22 protein-coding genes and 1 tRNA gene are annotated in these 18,401 nt (G+C 58.0%); 7 read left to right on the forward strand and 16 right to left on the reverse strand.

The window, feature by feature from the left end; translation table 11 throughout:
• Positions 1-20: 20 nt before the first annotated feature.
• Complete coding sequence (locus DJ564_RS21515; protein WP_109633136.1) at positions 21-341, reverse strand: I78 family peptidase inhibitor; 321 nt, start codon at positions 339-341, stop codon at positions 21-23.
• A 167-nt stretch (positions 342-508) separates the two neighbouring features.
• Positions 509-814, reverse strand: coding sequence for a hypothetical protein (locus DJ564_RS21520; RefSeq protein ID WP_109633137.1), 306 nt, complete (start codon positions 812-814; stop codon positions 509-511).
• Positions 815-946: 132 nt separating this feature from the next.
• Between DJ564_RS21520 and DJ564_RS21525 the strand changes: the two genes are divergently transcribed.
• The gene (locus DJ564_RS21525) at positions 947-1,159 is read left to right on the forward strand and encodes a hypothetical protein (protein WP_109633139.1); all 213 of its coding nucleotides are present in this window, start codon (positions 947-949) and stop codon (positions 1,157-1,159) included.
• A gap of 32 nt (positions 1,160-1,191) precedes the next feature.
• Here the strand turns inward: DJ564_RS21525 and DJ564_RS21530 are convergent, their stop codons facing one another.
• From DJ564_RS21530 to DJ564_RS21565, 8 genes are all read right to left on the reverse strand, one after another.
• Entirely contained in the window at positions 1,192-2,220 is a 1,029-nt protein-coding gene (locus tag DJ564_RS21530; protein ID WP_109633141.1) for a nucleoside hydrolase, read from the reverse strand.
• Positions 2,221-2,264: 44 nt separating this feature from the next.
• The gene (gene rbsD, locus DJ564_RS21535; protein WP_109633142.1) at positions 2,265-2,669 is read right to left on the reverse strand and encodes a D-ribose pyranase; all 405 of its coding nucleotides are present in this window, start codon (positions 2,667-2,669) and stop codon (positions 2,265-2,267) included.
• Positions 2,666-3,583 (reverse strand): ribokinase, encoded by a 918-nt coding sequence (rbsK, locus tag DJ564_RS21540; RefSeq protein WP_109633144.1) that lies wholly within the window; start codon positions 3,581-3,583, stop codon positions 2,666-2,668. The genes rbsD and rbsK overlap by 4 nt, the downstream gene beginning before the upstream one ends.
• Positions 3,584-3,604: 21 nt before the next feature.
• Positions 3,605-4,624, reverse strand: coding sequence for a LacI family DNA-binding transcriptional regulator (locus tag DJ564_RS21545; RefSeq protein WP_109633146.1), 1,020 nt, complete (start codon positions 4,622-4,624; stop codon positions 3,605-3,607).
• A 3-nt stretch (positions 4,625-4,627) separates the two neighbouring features.
• Positions 4,628-5,605, reverse strand: a complete 978-nt coding sequence (locus DJ564_RS21550) for an ABC transporter permease (protein WP_109633148.1) — start codon at positions 5,603-5,605, stop codon at positions 4,628-4,630.
• Entirely contained in the window at positions 5,602-7,155 is a 1,554-nt protein-coding gene (locus DJ564_RS21555) for a sugar ABC transporter ATP-binding protein (RefSeq protein ID WP_109633150.1), read from the reverse strand. Before DJ564_RS21555 ends, DJ564_RS21550 begins: the two co-directional genes overlap by 4 nt.
• Positions 7,156-7,210: 55 nt before the next feature.
• Complete coding sequence (locus DJ564_RS21560; protein ID WP_109633152.1) at positions 7,211-8,167, reverse strand: sugar ABC transporter substrate-binding protein; 957 nt, start codon at positions 8,165-8,167, stop codon at positions 7,211-7,213.
• Between the two features lie 188 nt (positions 8,168-8,355).
• Positions 8,356-8,793 carry a hypothetical protein gene (locus DJ564_RS21565; RefSeq protein WP_109633154.1) on the reverse strand — a complete coding sequence of 146 codons (438 nt, stop codon included), beginning with the start codon at positions 8,791-8,793 and terminating at the stop codon, positions 8,356-8,358.
• Positions 8,794-9,137: 344 nt separating this feature from the next.
• On the opposite strand from DJ564_RS21565, the gene DJ564_RS21570 reads away from it, so the two are divergent.
• The 3 genes from DJ564_RS21570 to DJ564_RS21580 all read left to right on the forward strand — a co-directional run bounded on the left by DJ564_RS21570 (position 9,138) and on the right by DJ564_RS21580 (position 11,379).
• Positions 9,138-10,226 carry an asparaginase gene (locus DJ564_RS21570; RefSeq protein WP_109633156.1) on the forward strand — a complete coding sequence of 363 codons (1,089 nt, stop codon included), beginning with the start codon at positions 9,138-9,140 and terminating at the stop codon, positions 10,224-10,226.
• 168 nt (positions 10,227-10,394) lie between these two features.
• Positions 10,395-10,685 carry a DUF1654 domain-containing protein gene (locus DJ564_RS21575; RefSeq protein ID WP_109633158.1) on the forward strand — a complete coding sequence of 97 codons (291 nt, stop codon included), beginning with the start codon at positions 10,395-10,397 and terminating at the stop codon, positions 10,683-10,685.
• Between the two features lie 4 nt (positions 10,686-10,689).
• Positions 10,690-11,379 carry an endonuclease gene (locus tag DJ564_RS21580; protein ID WP_109633159.1) on the forward strand — a complete coding sequence of 230 codons (690 nt, stop codon included), beginning with the start codon at positions 10,690-10,692 and terminating at the stop codon, positions 11,377-11,379.
• 57 nt (positions 11,380-11,436) lie between these two features.
• Here the strand turns inward: DJ564_RS21580 and DJ564_RS21585 are convergent, their stop codons facing one another.
• Both DJ564_RS21585 and DJ564_RS21590 read right to left on the reverse strand, forming a co-directional pair.
• Positions 11,437-12,348: a siderophore-interacting protein gene (locus DJ564_RS21585; RefSeq protein WP_109633161.1), complete on the reverse strand. Its 912-nt coding sequence runs from the start codon at positions 12,346-12,348 to the stop codon at positions 11,437-11,439.
• 101 nt (positions 12,349-12,449) lie between these two features.
• Positions 12,450-12,815: a penicillin-binding protein activator LpoB gene (locus tag DJ564_RS21590; protein WP_109633163.1), complete on the reverse strand. Its 366-nt coding sequence runs from the start codon at positions 12,813-12,815 to the stop codon at positions 12,450-12,452.
• Between the two features lie 250 nt (positions 12,816-13,065).
• On the opposite strand from DJ564_RS21590, the gene csrA reads away from it, so the two are divergent.
• Entirely contained in the window at positions 13,066-13,260 is a 195-nt protein-coding gene (csrA, locus tag DJ564_RS21595; RefSeq protein WP_007938114.1) for a carbon storage regulator CsrA, read from the forward strand.
• Positions 13,261-13,452: 192 nt separating this feature from the next.
• Here csrA and DJ564_RS21600 read toward each other — a convergent pair whose 3' ends face one another.
• Together DJ564_RS21600 and DJ564_RS21605 are read right to left on the reverse strand one after the other, a co-directional pair.
• On the reverse strand, positions 13,453-13,908 hold the full coding sequence (locus DJ564_RS21600) for a DUF2214 family protein (protein ID WP_109633165.1): 456 nt from the start codon (positions 13,906-13,908) through the stop codon (positions 13,453-13,455).
• Between the two features lie 414 nt (positions 13,909-14,322).
• The gene (locus DJ564_RS21605; RefSeq protein WP_010455982.1) at positions 14,323-14,517 is read right to left on the reverse strand and encodes a hypothetical protein; all 195 of its coding nucleotides are present in this window, start codon (positions 14,515-14,517) and stop codon (positions 14,323-14,325) included.
• Positions 14,518-14,768: 251 nt separating this feature from the next.
• On the opposite strand from DJ564_RS21605, the gene DJ564_RS21610 reads away from it, so the two are divergent.
• Positions 14,769-16,274: a methyl-accepting chemotaxis protein gene (locus DJ564_RS21610; RefSeq protein ID WP_371922086.1), complete on the forward strand. Its 1,506-nt coding sequence runs from the start codon at positions 14,769-14,771 to the stop codon at positions 16,272-16,274.
• A gap of 134 nt (positions 16,275-16,408) precedes the next feature.
• Here the strand turns inward: DJ564_RS21610 and DJ564_RS32205 are convergent, their stop codons facing one another.
• Together DJ564_RS32205 and DJ564_RS21615 are read right to left on the reverse strand one after the other, a co-directional pair.
• Positions 16,409-16,585, reverse strand: a complete 177-nt coding sequence (locus DJ564_RS32205) for a hypothetical protein (RefSeq protein WP_178082317.1) — start codon at positions 16,583-16,585, stop codon at positions 16,409-16,411.
• Positions 16,586-16,725: 140 nt separating this feature from the next.
• Positions 16,726-16,802 (reverse strand) — tRNA-Val (locus DJ564_RS21615).
• Positions 16,803-16,985: 183 nt separating this feature from the next.
• Between DJ564_RS21615 and DJ564_RS21620 the strand changes: the two genes are divergently transcribed.
• On the forward strand, positions 16,986-18,269 hold the full coding sequence (locus tag DJ564_RS21620) for an FAD-binding oxidoreductase (RefSeq protein ID WP_109633169.1): 1,284 nt from the start codon (positions 16,986-16,988) through the stop codon (positions 18,267-18,269).
• Positions 18,270-18,401: the final 132 nt, after the last annotated feature.

Consider the following 18,401-nt stretch of genomic DNA (forward strand, 5'->3'; position numbering starts at 1 on the left):
GAAGCAAAAGCCCGAAACGATCAGCCGCAGTTGACGCGGGTGACCACCCGGCTGTCATCGGTATTCAGGTTCAGGCGATCGGAGCGGTATTCCAGCGTCACCATATCGTTAGGCAACAGGAAACGTGCGTTCTGTGCACCTGCGCGGGTACGCGCCTGCTCCAGCAATGCGGGCGAAGCCGGTTTGCCAATGGCGAATTCGGCAGCCTTTGCCTCACAACGGCTGTGACCTGTGTCAGTCGTCGCTACAGGGTCTGCCGCCGACTCGGAGGACGTGCTGCTGCAACCAGCCAACACAGTGACGGCGAACAAAGTACCCAATGACGCGAGCTTCCAAGGCATGAAGCCTCCTTTTTTCCAATAGTTAAACTGAGATCTTGCGACCGCCAATCCGGCATTTGGTTTCAGGGCGAGTGACATCACTCTGCCCTCAAGCCGCACAAGCGGCGAGTTTGCCTGAGCATCGCCCTGCCGTTCATCACTCAATCGTGACTGAATATGAACGGCCCTCAATAGACGTCGATGTAATCATACGGCGGGTTTGGCCAGTTCTCTTTCAGCGCATTGAAGATCTGCATGACCCAGACCTCATCGCTGGCCGCGACCAATCCTACATAGCCGGAGCCCTTGGCCCACGTCTCCAGGCGAAACAATAGTCCGTTGATATCGGTGCCGCCCACAACGCCAGATGAAATGTAGGCAATGCCGGCCTTGGTCACCCGCAGTTGCGTGTGTTCGTCATCACTGGCAGAAGCCAGCAACTGGCGCACCGCCTCGAGGGTCAAGCCGTCGGGCGTGTTCAAATCGATCTGCACAGCGCGGTCCTTGAAAATCCGTCAAAGACCAAGTGTCGCATAGCCCTCCTCTCATGCCTAAGTCGGAGTGCCAAACGCCGCGCAAAATGGTTAACTCGACACTCAGACTTTCCCGACTTCACGAGCGCCATCATGTCCACCATAAGCATCGACGCCAACATCACAGTAAAGTGGCCGCAGGGTCACAGCTCTTACAGCCCGGGCAGCCCGGAAGAGTTCGCAATCATCGGCATCGATCTGTTGGTCAAGGAACTGGGAACCGAAGCGGCCAATAAATTCATCGCGCAGATATTCGAGAAATACCCCGCCGACTATATGGGCCTGACAGAGAACGAGCGGGCGTAAAACCCGCAGGCTGGCACCTGCGGGTGCATGGCTTACTTCAGGCGAGCCAGACGCTGGGTCAGCAGATCAAAGAAACCCTGAGCGTCGCCGCTTTCCACCCAGAACGCGTTCTTCGGCGCTTTCAGGCCGTCATACCAGTCGACGATAGTTTGACCGAAGGTCGGGCCTTCGCGGCTATCCACTACCACGTTGACCGAGCGACCGGTGAACAACTCAGGCTTGAGCAGGTAGGCGATGACGGTGGCGTCATGCACCGGGCCACCCGCAATACCGTAGTGCTCCATGTCGCCTTTGACGTACTCATTGAGAATGTCGCCCACCAGCTTACTGGCATTGTTGTTGATCGCCGCGATCTGCTTCAGGCGCGCGTCACTGGTGAGAATTTTGTGGGTCACGTCCAGCGGCAGATACGTCAGCTTCACGCCGCTTTTGAGTACCACTTCCGCAGCCTGCGGGTCTGCAAACAGGTTGAACTCGGCCACCGGGGTGATGTTGCCGCCGTTGAAATGCGCGCCACCCATGATCACCACTTCCTTGATGCCCTGAACGATTTCAGGTTCCTGGATCAGCGCCAGGGCCAGGTTGGTCTGTGGACCCAGCATGGCGATGGTGATGCTGTGGGGCTTGGCGGCCTTCAAGGTATCGATCAGGTAATTGACCGCATTACCTTCGGCCAGGCCTTTCTTCGGCTCGTGCACGGTGACGCCCGACAGCCCTTCCTTGCCATGGATGTTCTCGGCATAGATCGGCGTGCGCATCAACGGTTTCGGTGCGCCCGCATAGACCGGCACCTCCTCGCGCCCTGCCCACTCGCGAGCCAATCGTGCGTTTCGCGAAGTCTTGTCCAGACGCACGTTGCCGGCGACGGTGGTCAGCGCACGAATGTTCAACTCTTCCGGCGATGCCAACGCGAACAGCAAGGCGACTACGTCATCGGCACCGGGATCGGTATCGATGATCAAGTCGATCTTTTCCGCCGCCTGGGCGCTCGTTGCAGTAATCAGGGACAAAAGCAGCAGACTCCGGAGCAGGTGGTGCAGTTTCTGAGCATAGCGGTGCATATCGCACTCCTTGTGCGTGGGGGAACAAATCTGAGTACAGGGCGTTAGAACGTCACTCCCGATACCAGCACGATGTTGCAGTACGGCGCACATTCGCCTGTACGAACAATCGCTCGCGCCTGTCGGCTGAGGACTTTGAATTGGTCATGACTGAGCAACTCACGCTGGCCCAGCGCGCCTTTGGCATTCAGCTCATCCAGCGAGCTCAAGGCAGGTGGTTGTTTGTCCAGAATCTCCTGCGCCAGCACATGGCGCTCAACCTGCATTTCGCTGAGCACAACCTTCAAGGTGCTGACAAAATCAGGAATGCCCTGGGTCAGGGCCAGGTCGATCAGTTCGACGCCCGGCGGAACCGGCAGACCGGCATCGCCGATCACGACCATGTCGCCGTGCCCCAGGGAAGCGATCAGCCGCGACAGTGCAACGTTGAGCAAAGGTGTCTTTTTCATGGTGCTTTGAACGCCTGTACATCGGACAAGGTGGGAATCGAAGGTTGCGCACCGGCACGGGTGACCGACAGCGCCGCAGCGACCTGACCAAAACGGATCGCTTCTGCTTCGGTTTTGCCGGACGCCAGCGCGGCGGCGAAACCACCGACGAAGGTGTCGCCAGCCGCCGTGGTATCAACAGCCTTCACCTTCGGCGCAGGGAAATGCTCGAAGCCTGCGCCGTTGGCGAACATCGATCCTTGAGCACCCAGAGTAATGATGACCTTCCCGGCGCCCAATGCGATCAAGCGGGTCGCGGCAGTTTCGGCGGTTTCAAGGGAGTCCACCGGCAACCCGCTGAGGGCCGAGGCTTCGCTTTCATTGGGGATCAGGTAATCGATCGACGCATACCAATCCGCCGGTAACGGGCGACTGGCCGGGGCCGGGTTGAGGATGACGATTTTGCCCAGCTCACGGCCGCGCTTGAGGGCATGACCCACCGTGGCATCCGGCACTTCCAGCTGACAAATGATCACGTCCGCCGCCTGCAACACGGCATCGAACTGGTCGATCACCTGTGGCGTCAACGCACCGTTGGCACCGGCGACGATCACGATTGCGTTCTGACTGTTGTCATCGACCACAATCAAGGCCACGCCGCTCGAGCCTTCAACAGTACTGACGGCCTGGCAGTCGATCTGCTCGGCCAACAGCGCCCCGCGCAGTTCTTCGCCATAAGCATCGCTGCCGACACAACCGACCATCGACACCTGCGCCCCCAGGCGCGCCGCGGCGACTGCCTGGTTCGCGCCCTTGCCGCCGGACACCGTGGCAAACGACTCGCCGATCAGCGTCTCACCGCCACGGGGCAACCGTGGAGCCCGGGTCACCAGGTCCATGTTCAGGCTGCCTATCACCACTACTTTTGCTGGCATACATCACTCGTCAATTCGGTTTCAGCGGTATTCGTCGAACACACCGGCGAGCGGCGCAGTCGATTCTCGCAGGACAATACTGGGCGTCACGATTCGTTGATCGGTGGCCATGTGGGGTGTTGCGATCCGTCGTAGCAGAACCTCGGCCGCCATCTCACCCAGCTGCAGGATCGACTGGCCCACGGTGGTCAGCGCCGGATAGACATAACGGCTCATCTGGATATCGTCGAAGCCGATCACCGACAGTTCGGTCGGCACACGCACGTTGCGTTCAGCCGCCGCTCGCAGCACGCCGATGCCGATCATGTCGTTGCCGGCGAAGATCGCGCTGGGCGGGTTCTTTTCCAACAGAATCGCGGCGGCGTTGTAACCGCCCGTGCTGGTGAAGTCACTTTCCAGCATGCGCTCGCGATGCACTTCCACGCCCGCCTCTTTCAAGGCACGGCAATAACCGGCCAGACGCATCTGCGCCACGCTGGTACCGGCCGGTCCGCCAATGGTGGCGATGTCCCGGTGGCCAAGTTCGAGCAGATGCCGGGTGGCCAGATAAGCGCCGTATTCGTGATCGATACGCACCAGGTCGGCGTTCACACCTTCCAGACCGCGGTCGACGATCACCATCGGCGTGCGCACCCCAGCAAGACCTTCTGCCAGCCCCGCGTCACCACCGGCCGAGGCAACGATCAGCCCGTCGATACGCTTTTCCAGCAACACGCGCAGGTAACTGCGCTGTTTGTCCGGGTTGTCGTCGGAGTTGCAGAGGATCACGCAATAGCCGTTGCGCTCGCAGTAATCCTCGATGCCGCGCGCCAGTTCGGCGAAGTACGGGTTGAGGCTGTTAGGCACCAGCAACCCGATGGTCGCCGTGGTCTTGGCTTTCAATGAACGGGCCACGGCGCTCGGCACGTAGTCCAGGGTCTTGATCGCCGCCTCGACCTTGATCCGCACCTCTTCGCTGACCGGCCGGGTCTTGTTCACCACGTGGGAAACCGTGGTGTAGGAAATCCCCGCGAGTGCCGCTACATCCTTGATCGTTGCCATGACTCAGGTCCGCCGGCTTGCGCGCTGACTGCGATAAGTATCCAGCACCACCGCCACCACGATCACTGCGCCGGTGATGATGCGTTTGGTCGGCTCGGTCGCGCCGATCTGCGCCAGGCCCGCCGCCAGTACGGAGATGATCAGAACCCCGAAGAACGTGCTGATCACCGAACCACGGCCGCCCATCAGGCTGGTTCCGCCGATCACCACGGCGGCAATCACTTGCAGCTCCAGGCCGGAGCCCGCATTCGGGTCTGCCGCTTCCAGACGGGAAATCTGGAACAGCGCGGCAATACCGGCCAGCAACCCCATCAGACTGAAAACCAGGATCTTGTAGGGTTTTGGATTGATCCCTGCCAGACGCACCGCTTCTTCGTTGGTGCCGATGCCGATCAGGTAGCGACCGAACACAGTGCGGGTCAGCACGGCCTGGGCGATGATGATGATCAGCAAGGCAATGATGAAGGACGGCGAGATGCCAAAGGCAATCGGGTTGGACAGCCAGGCGAAGGCATCACCGATGTAAGCCGTACGCGAACCGGTCATCTGATACGCCACGCCGCGGGCCATTTCCAGCACGCCGAGGGACACGATGAACGACGGAATTCGCCACGCCACGGTGATCGATCCGGTGATGGTCCCGGCCAATGCCGCAATCGCCATTCCGAGCAGCGCTGCCGGCAGGACGCTCCAGCCCCAGCCGAGAATCGCCACGCTGACGGCCGACGCCGCGAGCGCCAGGACCGAGCCGACCGACAGGTCGATACCGCCGATGATCAGCACGAACGTCATGCCGACCGCCAACACCATTAGATCGGGAATCTGGTTGGCCAGGGTGCTGAAGGTGTCGTAAGACAGGAAGTGGCTGCTCAATACCGAGAACAGCGCGATCATCGCCAGCAAGGCACCGGCCAGGCCCAGATAGGTACCCAAGCCGTAGAAATTGCCACTACGTTTGCCGGCAGGAGATGCAGTTTTCATGAAAGATCCCTAGGCGCTGCTTCGTTGAGCAACGCATCACGTTTTTGGTAGCCGGCGAACGCGGCGGCAAGCAAATCATCCTGGGTCCAGCTGTCGCGCTCGAAGGTCTCGATCAGGCGTCCCGCCGACAACACACCGATCCGGTCGCAGATCAGCATCAGTTCACGCAGGTCGCTGGATACCACCACCAGCGCCTTGCCCTGTCGGGTCAGCTCACCGAGCAGTGCATAGATGTCGAACTTGGCGCCGACATCGATGCCCCGGGTCGGCTCATCGAACAGCATCACCGAACAGTCACGCTCCAGCCAACGACCGATCACGACCTTCTGCTGGTTGCCACCCGACAGCTCGGAGACCAGTTGCGTCGGGCTCGAACTGCGGATGCGCATGGCATCGATCTGACGCTGGGCCAGGGACATTTCGTCAGCGTTGTTGACGATGCCGCCGCTGGAAATCACCGGCATGTTGCCCAGCGCGATGTTAGCGCTGATTGACTGCGTCAGTAGCAGGCCTTCGCCTTTGCGGTCCTCGGTGATCAGGGCGATGCCGTGACCGACCGCATCGGCCGGCGAACGAATGCTCACCACCTTGGCCGGCGAACCCAGTGCGACGGTGCCACTGTCCGCGGTGTCGGCACCGAAGATCAGACGCAGCAACTCGGTGCGCCCTGCCCCGATCAATCCGGAAATCCCGTAAATCTCGCCGGCGCGGACTTCGAAGGACACATCGCGAACCTTGTCGGAGCGGGTCAGGCCTTTGACCGTCAACGCGGAAGCGCCAATCTTGCGCGGCCCCAGATCGATGTGTTCGCCGAGTTCGCGGCCGACCATCAAAGTGACCAGTTGCTCGCTGTTGTAATTGGCCATCGGCTCGACGCAAACCAGGTTGCCGTCGCGCAATACCGCAATGCGCTGGGCGACCCGTGCCAGTTCTTCGAGGCGGTGGGAAATGTAGATGATCGACACGCCGCGCGCTTGCAGGCGGGTGATCTGTTCGAACAGCATCTCGACTTCACGCGCGGTCAACATGGCCGTCGGCTCGTCGAGGATCAGCACATGGCAATCGCCGATCAGGTTGCGCGCGATCTCGACCATTTGTTGATGGCCGATGCCGAGTTCGCCGACCAGGGTGTCCGGGTCGATCGCATCGAGCCCGACCTGGGCCATGGCCTCGATCGCGGCTTTGCGCAGTTGCTTGCGACTGATCCAGCCGCCATTGCTCGGCAGATTGTCGAGAAACAGGTTTTCCGCCACCGACAGGGTCGGCAACAGATTAAGTTCTTGCATGACCATGCGGATGCCCAGGTCTTCAGCCTGGGAGCGGCTGCCGGGGCGGTAGTCCTGCCCCTGGAACTGCATGTGGCCTGTGGTCGGCGTGACCAGTCCGCCAATGATTTTCGACAGCGTGCTTTTGCCAGCGCCATTCTCGCCGGTCAGCGCCAGCACTTCACCGCGCATCAGCGTCAGGTCAATGCCGGTCAGGACAGGTTGGGCGTAGGTCTTGCCGATGCCGCTGACCGAGAGGACAGCGTTCGGGGCGGAAACTGACATAAAACTCTCCATGCGCTCGCCCGGACGGGCGAGCACCGTTGTGTCGCCAGAAGGCTTACTTGGTAACCAGCTCTACCGGAGTTTCGATCACGCCGTTGGCGCCGCTGTCGACCTTCTCGCCCTTGATGATTTTCAGCGCTGTCTCGATACCGAACACGGCTTGCCTGGCGGCAAACTGGTCAGCGGTAGCCAGGACCCGGCCGTCTTTCAACATTGGCTTGATGGCGTTGATGTTGTCGTAACCAACCACTTGCACCTTGCCGGCCTTGCCTGCCGCACGCACGGCGGAAACGGCACCGACGGCCATGCTGTCGTTACCGGCCAGCAGCGCTTTGACTTCCGGGTATTCGCTGAGGATCGAGGCAGCAACCTTGTTGCCCTTGTCGATCTCCCAGTCACCGGATTGCAACGAGACAACCTTGATCTGCGCCGCTTCCATCGCGTCTTTGAAGCCTGCGGTGCGGGCCTGGGCGTTGGTGGTGGTGGACACACCCTCGATGATGCCGACTTCGTCACCGGCCTTCAGTTGCTTGGCCAGGTACTCGCCAACCAGACGCGCACCTTTGCGGTTATCCGGGCCTACGAACGGGACGTTGATGTTCTTGCTTTTGACCACGCCCGGGTCCAGCTGGTTATCGATGTTGATCACGGTGATACCGGCATCGATGGCTTTCTTGATCACCGGAACCATGGCCTTGGAGTCGGCCGGCGCGATGACCAGCGCATTGACCTTGGCCAGAATCATTTGCTCGACGATACGCGTCTGCCCAGCGGTATCCGTTTCGTCCTTGATGCCGTTGGAGATCAGTTCGAAATCGCCGGAATGGTCTTTTTGATAAGCCTTGGCGCCATCTTCCATGGTCAGGAAGAACTCGTTGGCCAGGGATTTCATGACCAGCGCGACTTTGGGCTTTTCAGGAGTCTCGGCGAAAGCCGAAGAGACAGGCAGCGCAGCGGATGCAGCGGCCAGCATAGCGACAGCAAGAAGACGTCCAGCGAATGGCAGCTTCATGGGTTCACTCCGATCTTATGATTATTGTGAGCAACGCTTGCGCTGGCGTAAGCTTCATTGCGTCCGTCAATGGACCGAGCCATCAAGAACGGCGCGCAAACGTTTGCGTAGACCGAACTATGCGAACCCTGCCGGGATTTGTCAACGACCTGTTTTGTGTCTCTGTTGGCAAAAACCAACCCTGCCCATCACGCGGTCGTGCTGACCAGCGCGCCAGTGCTGGAGTCCTTGGCCAGTTCTTTCACCAGATTGCCCGTCACCTGGGCCAACGCGCCATTGGTATCGGCGATCTGCCCCTGGATCGACATGACAGCGGTGGCTTTGGCTTCCTCGGTTGGATAAGTCGCTGCCTGAGCGGCCGCCAATTGCTGCTGTTGTTCGCGCAATTGCTGTTGCAGTTCCTGCATGCGCTTGAGCAGCATCTGCACCGCAATACTTTGGCTGCTTTTGGTCTCGGATTTGCTTTCGCTCTGAGCAGCACCACCGGTTCTGACCTGATTCTCTTCTTTTCCCGTCAGTTGAGTCGACGCTTCTTCAGTCGCTTCGCTCAAGGCATTGATCGTTGACGGAGTCTTGCCACCGATGGTGATTGCGCTCGCATTTGGAAAACCGACAGAAAAAGACATGTGAACTCCCGAAAAAAATCCTTGAAGGGGCATCGACCTGTGCGCGAGTTTCTTTAGCACTGATTTTCTTTCTGGCAAGGCGATGTGTTCACCAGAGGTCGTAGGCCTTTTCGGAGAGCCGAACGCGAATCCTCAACTTATTCGGAAACCCGGACACGAGGCCGTTTAACGCCGGTAGCCAAATAGATAAATATTGATATAAATCATCATGTTAAAAGTTTTTCTCTTTCAACGTAGGGCTGGTACAGATCCTGCTCTTCACCTACACCCCAGGCGTTCAGATCTGCCTGGGGCGTATCTAGATGAACTTGCATCAGCACCGTCTCACTACTAGAGAGAAAATAATGAAATCTGCCTTCAACACCTTTATTCCGGGCGCTTTGGCCCTCCTGCTGCTCCTGCCTACCGCTCTTCAGGCAAAAGAAGCCGAAACCCAACAGAAACTGGCCAACGTGGTGATCCTCGCTACCGGCGGCACCATTGCCGGCGCTGGCGCGAGCGCGGCTAACAGCGCCACCTACCAAGCGGCAAAAGTCGGTATCGAGCAGCTGATCGCCGGGGTTCCGGAGCTCAGCCAACTGGCCAACGTTCGCGGCGAACAGGTCATGCAGATCGCCTCGGAAAGCATCACCAACGACAACCTGCTGCAATTGGGTCGTCGCGTCGCCGAACTGGCCGACAGCAAAGACGTCGATGGCATCGTGATCACCCACGGCACCGACACCCTGGAAGAAACCGCCTACTTCCTGAACCTGGTGGAAAAAACCGACAAGCCAATCATCGTCGTCGGCTCCATGCGCCCAGGCACCGCAATGTCGGCTGATGGCATGCTGAACCTGTATAACGCCGTCGCCGTCGCCAGCAGCAAAGACGCTCGCGGCAAAGGCGTGCTGGTGACCATGAACGATGAGATCCAGTCGGGTCGCGACGTCAGCAAAATGATCAACATCAAGACCGAGGCGTTTAAAAGTGCCTGGGGCCCGCTCGGCATGGTCGTTGAAGGCAAATCCTACTGGTTCCGCCTGCCGGCCAAGCGTCACACCATGGATTCGGAATTCGACATCAAAACCATCAAGAGCCTGCCTGACGTCGAAATCGCCTATTCCTACGGCAACGTCAGCGATACGGCCTACAAGGCACTGGCTCAGTCCGGCGCCAAAGCGATCATCCATGCCGGCACCGGCAACGGTTCGGTCTCTTCGCGTGTAGTCCCTGCCCTGCAGGCCCTGCGCAAGGACGGCGTGCAAATCATTCGTTCGTCCCACGTCAATGCCGGCGGTTTCGTCCTGCGTAACGCCGAACAACCTGACGACAAGTACGATTGGGTCGTGGCACATGACTTGAACCCGCAAAAAGCCCGCATCCTGGCGATGGTCGCGCTGACCAAGACCAATGACAGCAAAGAGCTGCAGCGGATGTTCTGGGAATACTGATTCGCCCTCGCCCGACCGACTCCGGTCGGGCACTGCATTCACCACTCGCCAGCCTTGGCGAGTGGTTCACCCCCCTCCGATATCCCGATAAAAAATTTCCCTTCGTCCTACACCAAACGGAAAAAACTGCTGTCAGAGGATTTTCTTGAATTTTAAGCAGTTGCGAAAATGCCTACAGTTAAATACTGTATGCACGTACAGCTTAATAAGGATAATTCCGTGGCCACCACCTCTGCTTCTCCTGACGCCTATCAACGCATGGGCATTCGCGTTCAGAAAATCATCAATTCCCCCACCGCACAGAAAGCCAAAGCCGCACTGATCTTCCGTCTGCCGGACGAACCCGTGGATGAGTGGGAGCAATTGCTCGAAGAGATCGATGAGAACGACAACGTCACCCTCGCCTATCGCGACGATGGCGGCGTGCAGATTTTCTGGATTGTGCCGAAGGAAGATTGAGTCAATGAGTGTCCGCTGGTTTGCTTTGCTGTTTCTGTTCATCACCCTCGGCGCCCAGGCTGGCGCCCCACGCACCTTCAACGAAGCCAAGAAAGTCGCCTGGAAGCTATACGCGCCGCAATCCACCGAGTTCTATTGCGGCTGCAAATACACCGGTAACAAGGTCAATCTCGCAGCGTGCGGGTATGTGCCGCGCAAGAACGCCAAGCGCGCCGCCCGCATCGAGTGGGAGCACATTGTGCCGGCATGGCAGATCGGCCATCAACGTCAGTGCTGGCAAGAAGGTGGACGCAAGAACTGCACACGCTACGATCCGACCTATCAAAAGGCCGAGGCTGACCTGCACAACCTGGTGCCGAGCATCGGCGAGGTGAACGGCGATCGCAGTAATTTCAGTTTCGGTTGGCTGCCGGTGCAATCGGGTCAATATGGCTCGTGCCTGACCCAGGTGGACTTCAAGGCGAAGAAGGTCATGCCCCGCCCGTCCATTCGCGGCATGATCGCCCGGACGTATTTCTACATGAGCAAACAGTACGGTTTGCGCCTGTCGAAACAGGATCGCCAACTGTACGACGCGTGGAACAAGACCTATCCGGTCGAAGCCTGGGAACGTCAGCGCAACCAGAGCGTGGCGTGCGTGATGGGTCGCGGCAACGAGTTTGTCGGGCCCGTGGACATGAAAGCCTGCGGCTGATCGACCGCTGAAAATCAAGAAGGCCTCGGGTGGAAATACCCGAGGCCTTTTTCGTTTCTATCCGCCGCTTTTGTTGTAGCGCCAGTAGCCCATCAAATTGAGTGACTCCCGGGCAATGCCGCGCTCCTTGATCAAGTGCTTGCGCAGGCTCATAACGGCCACCGTTTCGCCGGCGATCCAGCCGTAAAAACCGTCACCAGTCGAGTCAAAGGTTTCCCAGAGGATCTCTTCGTTGACATCGACTTCCGTCAGCTCCACTGCTTCATGAGCCTGCGAAGAAGTGACCGGCAGCTCCGCCCGACGGACCGCTTCAACCATCAGCGACCCTGCCGCTTTACCGCTGGAATAATCCCGGACCAGCCACTGCACCGACAGCCCCGGCCATTCAGGAACCGACAATGCGTCTTCTGCGCTGTCCACCTCGAAAAATGCCTGTGTCATCGGCGGCTCGGCCAAGACGGCCATCTCGTCAAGAATGCCGAGCGCGGCGGGCAATGCAGTGGCATCGGCCACCAGCAACAAGTGCTTGAGCCTGTGAGGCGGCTTCCATTCGAAACCACCGGCGTCTTGCGCTGAAAACTGGCGATCAGGTGCGACGATCTGGATAGGCTCGCCCGCTACCGCACGTATTGCCCAACGGGAGGCGGGACCGGTTTCACCGTGCAAGACGAAGTCGATGTCCACTTCGCCTTGCTCGGCCCGCAAATGGCGAATGGTGTATGTGCGCATCGCCGGACGCTGGTCGGCCGGCATTGAACGGTAGCGCGCATACCAATGCTGGTCATGAGCCAGCCTGGCTGGCGATCCATCCTCGGCTGGAAAGAACAGCTTTACCCGTTGATCCGGCGCCCAGGTGGCCATTTCTGTGACCATCGGACCGGCCAGGGTCACGCGCATCAAATGCGGGCTGAGGGTCTTTTTGTGCGCCAGGACCGCGTCGAAGATTTTGTAAGGGGTGGCGGAGGCCATGGAGAGCTCCTTCTGGGAATCGACAGTGACTACGCTTAAAGACGAGTCAATGTGGATCCCCTTTAAGGGGCTTCGACAGAAGGCTTGCGTGAAAAGGGCTGTTACTGGGCTACAGGACGCTCAAGCACCAGCAATTCGATGTTCTGCTTCTTCGCCCGGGTAATCGCTGCAGCGACCTCGGCCTGCTTGGCTTCGGCTTCGGCTTTCGAATTGAATGGACCGAGCAGAATCCGGGTCTTGCCGTTTTCCTTGACGACGCTGGACATAAAACTGTGTTCGATCAGCCAGCCGCTCAGGTCGCTGACAGCTTGTGGCGTTTCGCCTCGCACTTCGAGATCCCATTGCGGACCGGTGGCCGCCGCCGGTGCGGAAACGACTGCCGGCTTCGGCTTTTGAGCGTCAACGCCTTTACCTTGATCGCACCCAACCAACGCCAGTACTGCGATTACCAAGACCATTTTGCGCACAACGTGTCCCTCTGAATGCTGAAAGCGACGATTTTACCATTCATGAATACTTCCCGAGTGCCGCAAAATGGGCGCAAAACAACGAGAATGATGGTTGCGGCCTCTGTATAGTTACGCCTTGGGAATTAATGCAGCATCTGCGCGTCAGAAAGAGGCACCCAAACCGTGAGACTTCGCACTAATCTATACATACCACCGACCTCTGCACTGTTCGAATCAGGTGCCCTACAAAGCAATCAAGGAGAAGACCATGCTGATACTCACCCGCAAAGTCGGTGAAAGCATAAATATCGGTGACGACATTACGATCACCATTCTGGGCGTGAGCGGCCAGCAAGTCCGCATCGGCATCAACGCGCCGAAAGACGTCGCAGTGCATCGCGAAGAAATCTACCAACGCATTCAGGCTGGCCTGACCGCCCCGGACAAGCCACAAACTCCCTGAATCCTGTTGCAGTCAGTAGCCAGCCCGTTCAGCCCTGAACAACGGCTGGCTAAAGATTCAAGCCTCGTGTCGCCATACGTTCATCCGTTCGCCCCTTCCTGCCAAAACCGTGAGCCGATATTAACGGCACGCCCCCTGCCCTGACTGTCAGACGTTTCGGATTAATCCCGAGGAAGAACGCGATCGGACTCGTTAACCAAACGTCACACCGCGCGCCATGCCCGTGGCAGCCACGACCATCAGCAGCACCAGCAACCCCTCGACATGACTGATCCGTGCAAACAGCTTCGCACGCCCGGTATTGATCGGCGCGCCACGGCTCAGCGCGATCCGCCATTTGATCAGCGTGATCATTGGCGCGACCTCAAGCAGCAGGATCAGAACGAAGAGCGTCATCTTGAGATGGAACAAGGGTTGGTGAAGGTAGTAGTCAGTCCCTTTTTCATACCCGCCGAAGGCCCGCATCCCACCGGTGACCAAGAGCAGGACGGCAGAGATGCCCCACAGGTTATCGGCCATCAACACGCGACGAGCCTCCCGCGCTCCGGCAGCCAGTTGGCGAAATGCCGTGCCCCGCGTCAGTACCGCCCAGAACCCCAAGGCAAAAGCCAGCAGGTGAATTGCCGCAAGCGACCAATGAACCAGCATCGATAGACTCCCATCAGACTGAGTTTGAGTTTGGCCAGTCAGTAGTAGTCTAAAAAAAAGGAATGCACTTGAGTTGGAGACGGTGTTTTCGGGGTAGAGGAGGAACAGCGGGAGCCGCACAAGGGACGCTTAAACGTCGGGGGACAAATGTCAGGCAAAAAAAAATCCCAAGCAGCTGATGGAAGCTTGGGACTTAAAAATGCATAAACCGTGGTGGTGAACGCGAAGCAATCTTACCTAAAACCGACACTTGTAACAATATATTTTGGGGACCGTTCGGTTAATAAATTTTCTAAGTGATTCAATATCCACACTATTTTTGTGGGTCTTGATCAAACCCGCAAAGACCAGTGTCGCAACTGACATTTTTTCAGAGCGCCAAACAGAGAACCCAGCACGAAGGCTGGGCTCTGGTTATTTTCTGTTTTCCATCATCTTGTCGGCGAGCGCCTTGGCTCTTTCGATCAACAGGTTCTGCCTGTCCTCGTGAGTAGCCCCTCCTACAACCGGGGCCGTCAGGTTGCTTTCCGCAATCAACGCAGCGCAGAAGTATTGATCCCAAACAGCCTTGCCCTCAGACGCCTGTTTGTTCATTTGGTCGGCGATCATATGCGGCTCCTTTTGGTGAGGTAGCACCGCTATCTTACGCCTGAATCGCCAACAATCTCAGCAACTGAATACCAACGCGAATACGCCGACACATAAACTTTCCGACGCACGACAGGTTCATTTCCAAGGACTCGTTAACCTTTTGCAAATTTGTGCCGATGTCTCTGGTTCAGGGCATAGGAGCAACACAGATGAGAAATAATCAACCCGTTACACAACGCGAGGTTGCCCTTGGACCTCAACAGAAACTCATCTCGACAACGGACTCGCGAGGGGTCATTACTTACTGCAACGACGCCTTCGTAGAAATCAGCGGTTTCAACAAGTCAGATCTGATAGGCGCGCCTCAAAACATCGTTCGTCATCCTGACGTACCGTCCGCCATATTTGCCCATATGTGGAGTGCCCTCAAACAAGGCAAACCTTGGATGGGCATCGTCAAGAACCGCTCCAGGAACGGCGACCACTACTGGGTCAACGCCTACGTCACACCCGTTTTTGAAGGTAGCCAAGTCGTTGGTTATGAGTCGGTCCGGGTAAAACCGAGCATCGAACAAATCCGCCGGGCCGAGGCCCTCTATAAACGAATCAGCCTGGGTAAGTCGGCAGTACCCGGCAGCGACAAATGGCAACCCGCCTTAATGGACTGGCTACCGTTCCTGGCCATAGGTTTAGTGGGTACTTTGGGCGGTGTTTTCCTCAGTCCTCCCTTGGCAACATTGGTAGCTGTAGGGGTATCGGCTCCAATGGGCCTGATTGCTTCGCGCCGGCAAAAGCGCGGTGCGCTGCACCTGCTGGAAATGGCAGAGGCTTCCACTTCCGACCAACTGATTGCGCAAATGTATAGCGACGAGCGAGGTCATCAGGCGCGTCTTGAAACGGCCTTCGTGAGCCAGGCGTCACGTCTCAAGACTTGCCTGACACGCTTACAAGACACGGCAGAGCAACTCACCGGTCTGGCCGGGAGATCTGACGCCCTTGCCTCAGACAGCTCCCGTGGACTTGATCGCCAACGAATCGAGACCGAACAGGTATCGGCCGCCGTCAATCAGATGGCAGCAACTACCCAGGAAGTCGCAAGCCACGTCCAGCGCACCGCCGACGCCACCCAGGAAGCCAACGTGCTGACAGGCCGTGGACGCGACGTCGCCCGCGACACCCGCGAAGCCATTCAGCGCCTCTCCAATGTAGTCGGCGAGACAGGCCAGACCGTCGCGCAACTGGCTAAAGACAGTAACGAAATCGGGACGGTTGTCGATGTGATCAAAGGCATTGCCGATCAAACCAACCTGTTGGCACTCAATGCCGCAATTGAAGCTGCACGCGCAGGAGAAATGGGTCGAGGTTTCGCGGTCGTAGCGGACGAAGTGCGCCAATTGGCGCAACGCACAACTGAGTCGACCACCCAGATTCACGGCCTGATTTCCAAGTTACAGGTCTCTTCCAACAATGCCGTGAAAACGATGGAAAGCGGCCAGCGCCAGGCCGAAGAGGGAGTTGCGTGGGTGCTGGAGGCCGATAAAGCCCTGATCGGCATCAGTGAAGCCGTCGCCAACATCACTGATATGACAACCCAGATAGCGGCCGCCACTGAAGAGCAATCAGCCGTCGCAGAGGAAATCAGTCGCAACATCACCACCATCGCAACCCTCGCCGATCAGACGTCTGAGCAGGCCAGGCATTCCGCCGAGGTGACCAAGGAATTAACACAGACGGCTAAAACTCAGTATTCGCTGGTTGAGCGCTTTAACCGATAGCCCCTGTTCTTACTGATCGGGGATCAAAATAAAAAGCAGGATGATCAATCCTGCTCTTTAAGTCAGTTACCTGCTCGACGCTCAAGATCAGCTATGGCGTAGGCGCATGGGCACGCGTGCTACGGCCGAGAAGCTCACTTATTCCTTTGCATCCAGCCGATCAACATAAAAGCGAGCCCTGGAATGAGCAGCCCGGGCGCCATGTAACTGAACGTCGCTTCGTTTAATAGACCGCCCAAGCCAAAGCTGAATCCGCAGATTGCCAACGGGATGCCGGTTAGAAACATCGGATTTCGAAATGCCTTATCCATAGCATTATCTCCTTGAGAATTTCGCGGACTGAACTATACCGTCTGCCGGTGAGCGGCTGGAATTGCTAAACGCCAGACAACAAAAAAGGGCTCACCTTTCGGTGAGCCCTTCTAGACCGCCCAGCAGAGCGGATTTTGTTTGGTAGGCGCGATTGGACTCGAACCAACGACCCCCACCATGTCAAGGTGGTGCTCTAACCAACTGAGCTACGTGCCTGCTGTGAGGCGGCATTCTACGGAATTCCGGAGGGGTGTCAACACCTTTTTTCGAGCTAACCCTATGAATATGCAAAATATTTAATTTCGGGGCGGTTAAGAAGATTTTCCGGTGGCTGGCGGTCGATTTTTAACTCGGGTAGGATCGATGCACTCGTAAAATATATTAAACAGAGGCAGCCGGATGTCGAACACCCCCTACCCCGAATCCTATTACGCTGCGTCGGCCAATGCGGCTCCGCCGCGTCCGGCCCTGCAGGATGACGTAGAGACTGATGTCTGTGTGATCGGTGCCGGTTACACCGGTCTGTCCTCTGCGCTGTTTTTGCTGGAGAACGGTTTCAAGGTCACGGTACTGGAAGCCGCCAAGGTGGGTTTTGGCGCGTCGGGCCGTAATGGTGGCCAGATCGTCAATAGTTATAGCCGTGACATTGATGTGATCGAGCGCAGCGTCGGTCCCAAGCAGGCTCAGTTGCTGGGGAAAATGGCGTTCGAGGGCGGGCGGATCATTCGAGAGCGGGTCGCCAAATATAATATCCAGTGCGACTTGAAGGACGGTGGCGTGTTCGCCGCCATCACTGCCAAGCAGATGGGCCATCTGGAATCGCAGAAACGCCTGTGGGAACGTTTTGGTCATACGCAGCTTGAGTTGCTGGATCAGAAGCGCATTCGTGAAGTGGTGGCCTGCGATCAATACGTCGGCGGCATGCTCGACATGAGCGGCGGGCACATTCATCCGCTCAACCTGGCGTTGGGCGAAGCGGCGGCGGTCGAGTCGCTGGGCGGCACTATTTATGAGCAGTCGCCGGCGGTCCGCATTGAGCGCGGCGCAAATCCGGTGGTGCACACGCCACAGGGTAAGGTCAGGGCCAAGTTCATCATCGTGGCCGGCAATGCGTATCTCGGCAATCTGGTGCCGGAGCTGGCCGCCAAGTCGATGCCCTGCGGCACTCAGGTCATCACCACCGAGCCTTTGGGCGATGAATTGGCCAAGCGCTTGTTGCCGCAGGATTACTGCGTCGAGGACTGCAATTACCTGCTCGATTATTACCGCCTGACCGGCGACAAGCGCCTGGTCTTCGGGGGCGGCGTTGTCTATGGCGCGCGGGATCCCGCGAACATCGAAGCGATCATCCGGCCGAAGATGCTCAAGGCGTTCCCGCAGCTCAAGGATGTGAAGATTGATTTCGCCTGGACCGGCAATTTCTTGCTGACCCTGTCGCGTCTTCCTCAGGTCGGACGGATTGGCGACAACATCTACTATTCCCAGGGTTGCAGTGGCCACGGCGTGACATACACGCATCTGGCGGGCAAAGTGCTGGCCGAAGCGTTGCGTGGCCAGGCCGAGCGATTCGACGCGTTTGCCGATCTGCCTCACTACCCGTTCCCCGGCGGACAATTGCTGCGTACACCGTTTGCGGCATTGGGTGCGTGGTACTACGGGTTGCGGGACAAATTCGGGTACTAAGCAACACCGAAATCCTTTGTGGGAGCGAGCTTGCTCGCGAAGGCGTCGTGTCAGCAGACAATTATGTTGAATGACACACCGCTTTCGCGAGAAAGTCGAATCGTCGCACCGCCACTCCCACATTGGAATGCG

The sequence above is a fragment of the Pseudomonas sp. 31-12 genome (assembly GCF_003151075.1).
In the GTDB taxonomy this organism is placed as follows: Bacteria; Pseudomonadota; Gammaproteobacteria; order Pseudomonadales; family Pseudomonadaceae; genus Aquipseudomonas.

Coding starts and splice junctions, on each gene's coding strand:
- DJ564_RS21515 (WP_109633136.1), bottom strand. CDS start 341: ATGCCTTGGAAGCTCGCGTCATTGGGTACTTTGTTCGCCGTCACTGTG.
- DJ564_RS21525 (WP_109633139.1), top strand. CDS start 947: ATGTCCACCATAAGCATCGACGCCAACATCACAGTAAAGTGGCCGCAG.
- DJ564_RS21530 (WP_109633141.1), bottom strand. CDS start 2,220: ATGCACCGCTATGCTCAGAAACTGCACCACCTGCTCCGGAGTCTGCTG.
- rbsD (WP_109633142.1), bottom strand. CDS start 2,669: ATGAAAAAGACACCTTTGCTCAACGTTGCACTGTCGCGGCTGATCGCT.
- rbsK (WP_109633144.1), bottom strand. CDS start 3,583: ATGCCAGCAAAAGTAGTGGTGATAGGCAGCCTGAACATGGACCTGGTG.
- DJ564_RS21545 (WP_109633146.1), bottom strand. CDS start 4,624: ATGGCAACGATCAAGGATGTAGCGGCACTCGCGGGGATTTCCTACACC.
- DJ564_RS21550 (WP_109633148.1), bottom strand. CDS start 5,605: ATGAAAACTGCATCTCCTGCCGGCAAACGTAGTGGCAATTTCTACGGC.
- DJ564_RS21555 (WP_109633150.1), bottom strand. CDS start 7,155: ATGTCAGTTTCCGCCCCGAACGCTGTCCTCTCGGTCAGCGGCATCGGC.
- DJ564_RS21560 (WP_109633152.1), bottom strand. CDS start 8,167: ATGAAGCTGCCATTCGCTGGACGTCTTCTTGCTGTCGCTATGCTGGCC.
- DJ564_RS21565 (WP_109633154.1), bottom strand. CDS start 8,793: ATGTCTTTTTCTGTCGGTTTTCCAAATGCGAGCGCAATCACCATCGGT.
- DJ564_RS21570 (WP_109633156.1), top strand. CDS start 9,138: ATGAAATCTGCCTTCAACACCTTTATTCCGGGCGCTTTGGCCCTCCTG.
- DJ564_RS21575 (WP_109633158.1), top strand. CDS start 10,395: ATGCCTACAGTTAAATACTGTATGCACGTACAGCTTAATAAGGATAAT.
- DJ564_RS21580 (WP_109633159.1), top strand. CDS start 10,690: ATGAGTGTCCGCTGGTTTGCTTTGCTGTTTCTGTTCATCACCCTCGGC.
- DJ564_RS21585 (WP_109633161.1), bottom strand. CDS start 12,348: ATGGCCTCCGCCACCCCTTACAAAATCTTCGACGCGGTCCTGGCGCAC.
- csrA (WP_007938114.1), top strand. CDS start 13,066: ATGCTGATACTCACCCGCAAAGTCGGTGAAAGCATAAATATCGGTGAC.
- DJ564_RS21600 (WP_109633165.1), bottom strand. CDS start 13,908: ATGCTGGTTCATTGGTCGCTTGCGGCAATTCACCTGCTGGCTTTTGCC.
- DJ564_RS21605 (WP_010455982.1), bottom strand. CDS start 14,517: ATGATCGCCGACCAAATGAACAAACAGGCGTCTGAGGGCAAGGCTGTT.
- DJ564_RS32205 (WP_178082317.1), bottom strand. CDS start 16,585: ATGGATAAGGCATTTCGAAATCCGATGTTTCTAACCGGCATCCCGTTG.
- DJ564_RS21620 (WP_109633169.1), top strand. CDS start 16,986: ATGTCGAACACCCCCTACCCCGAATCCTATTACGCTGCGTCGGCCAAT.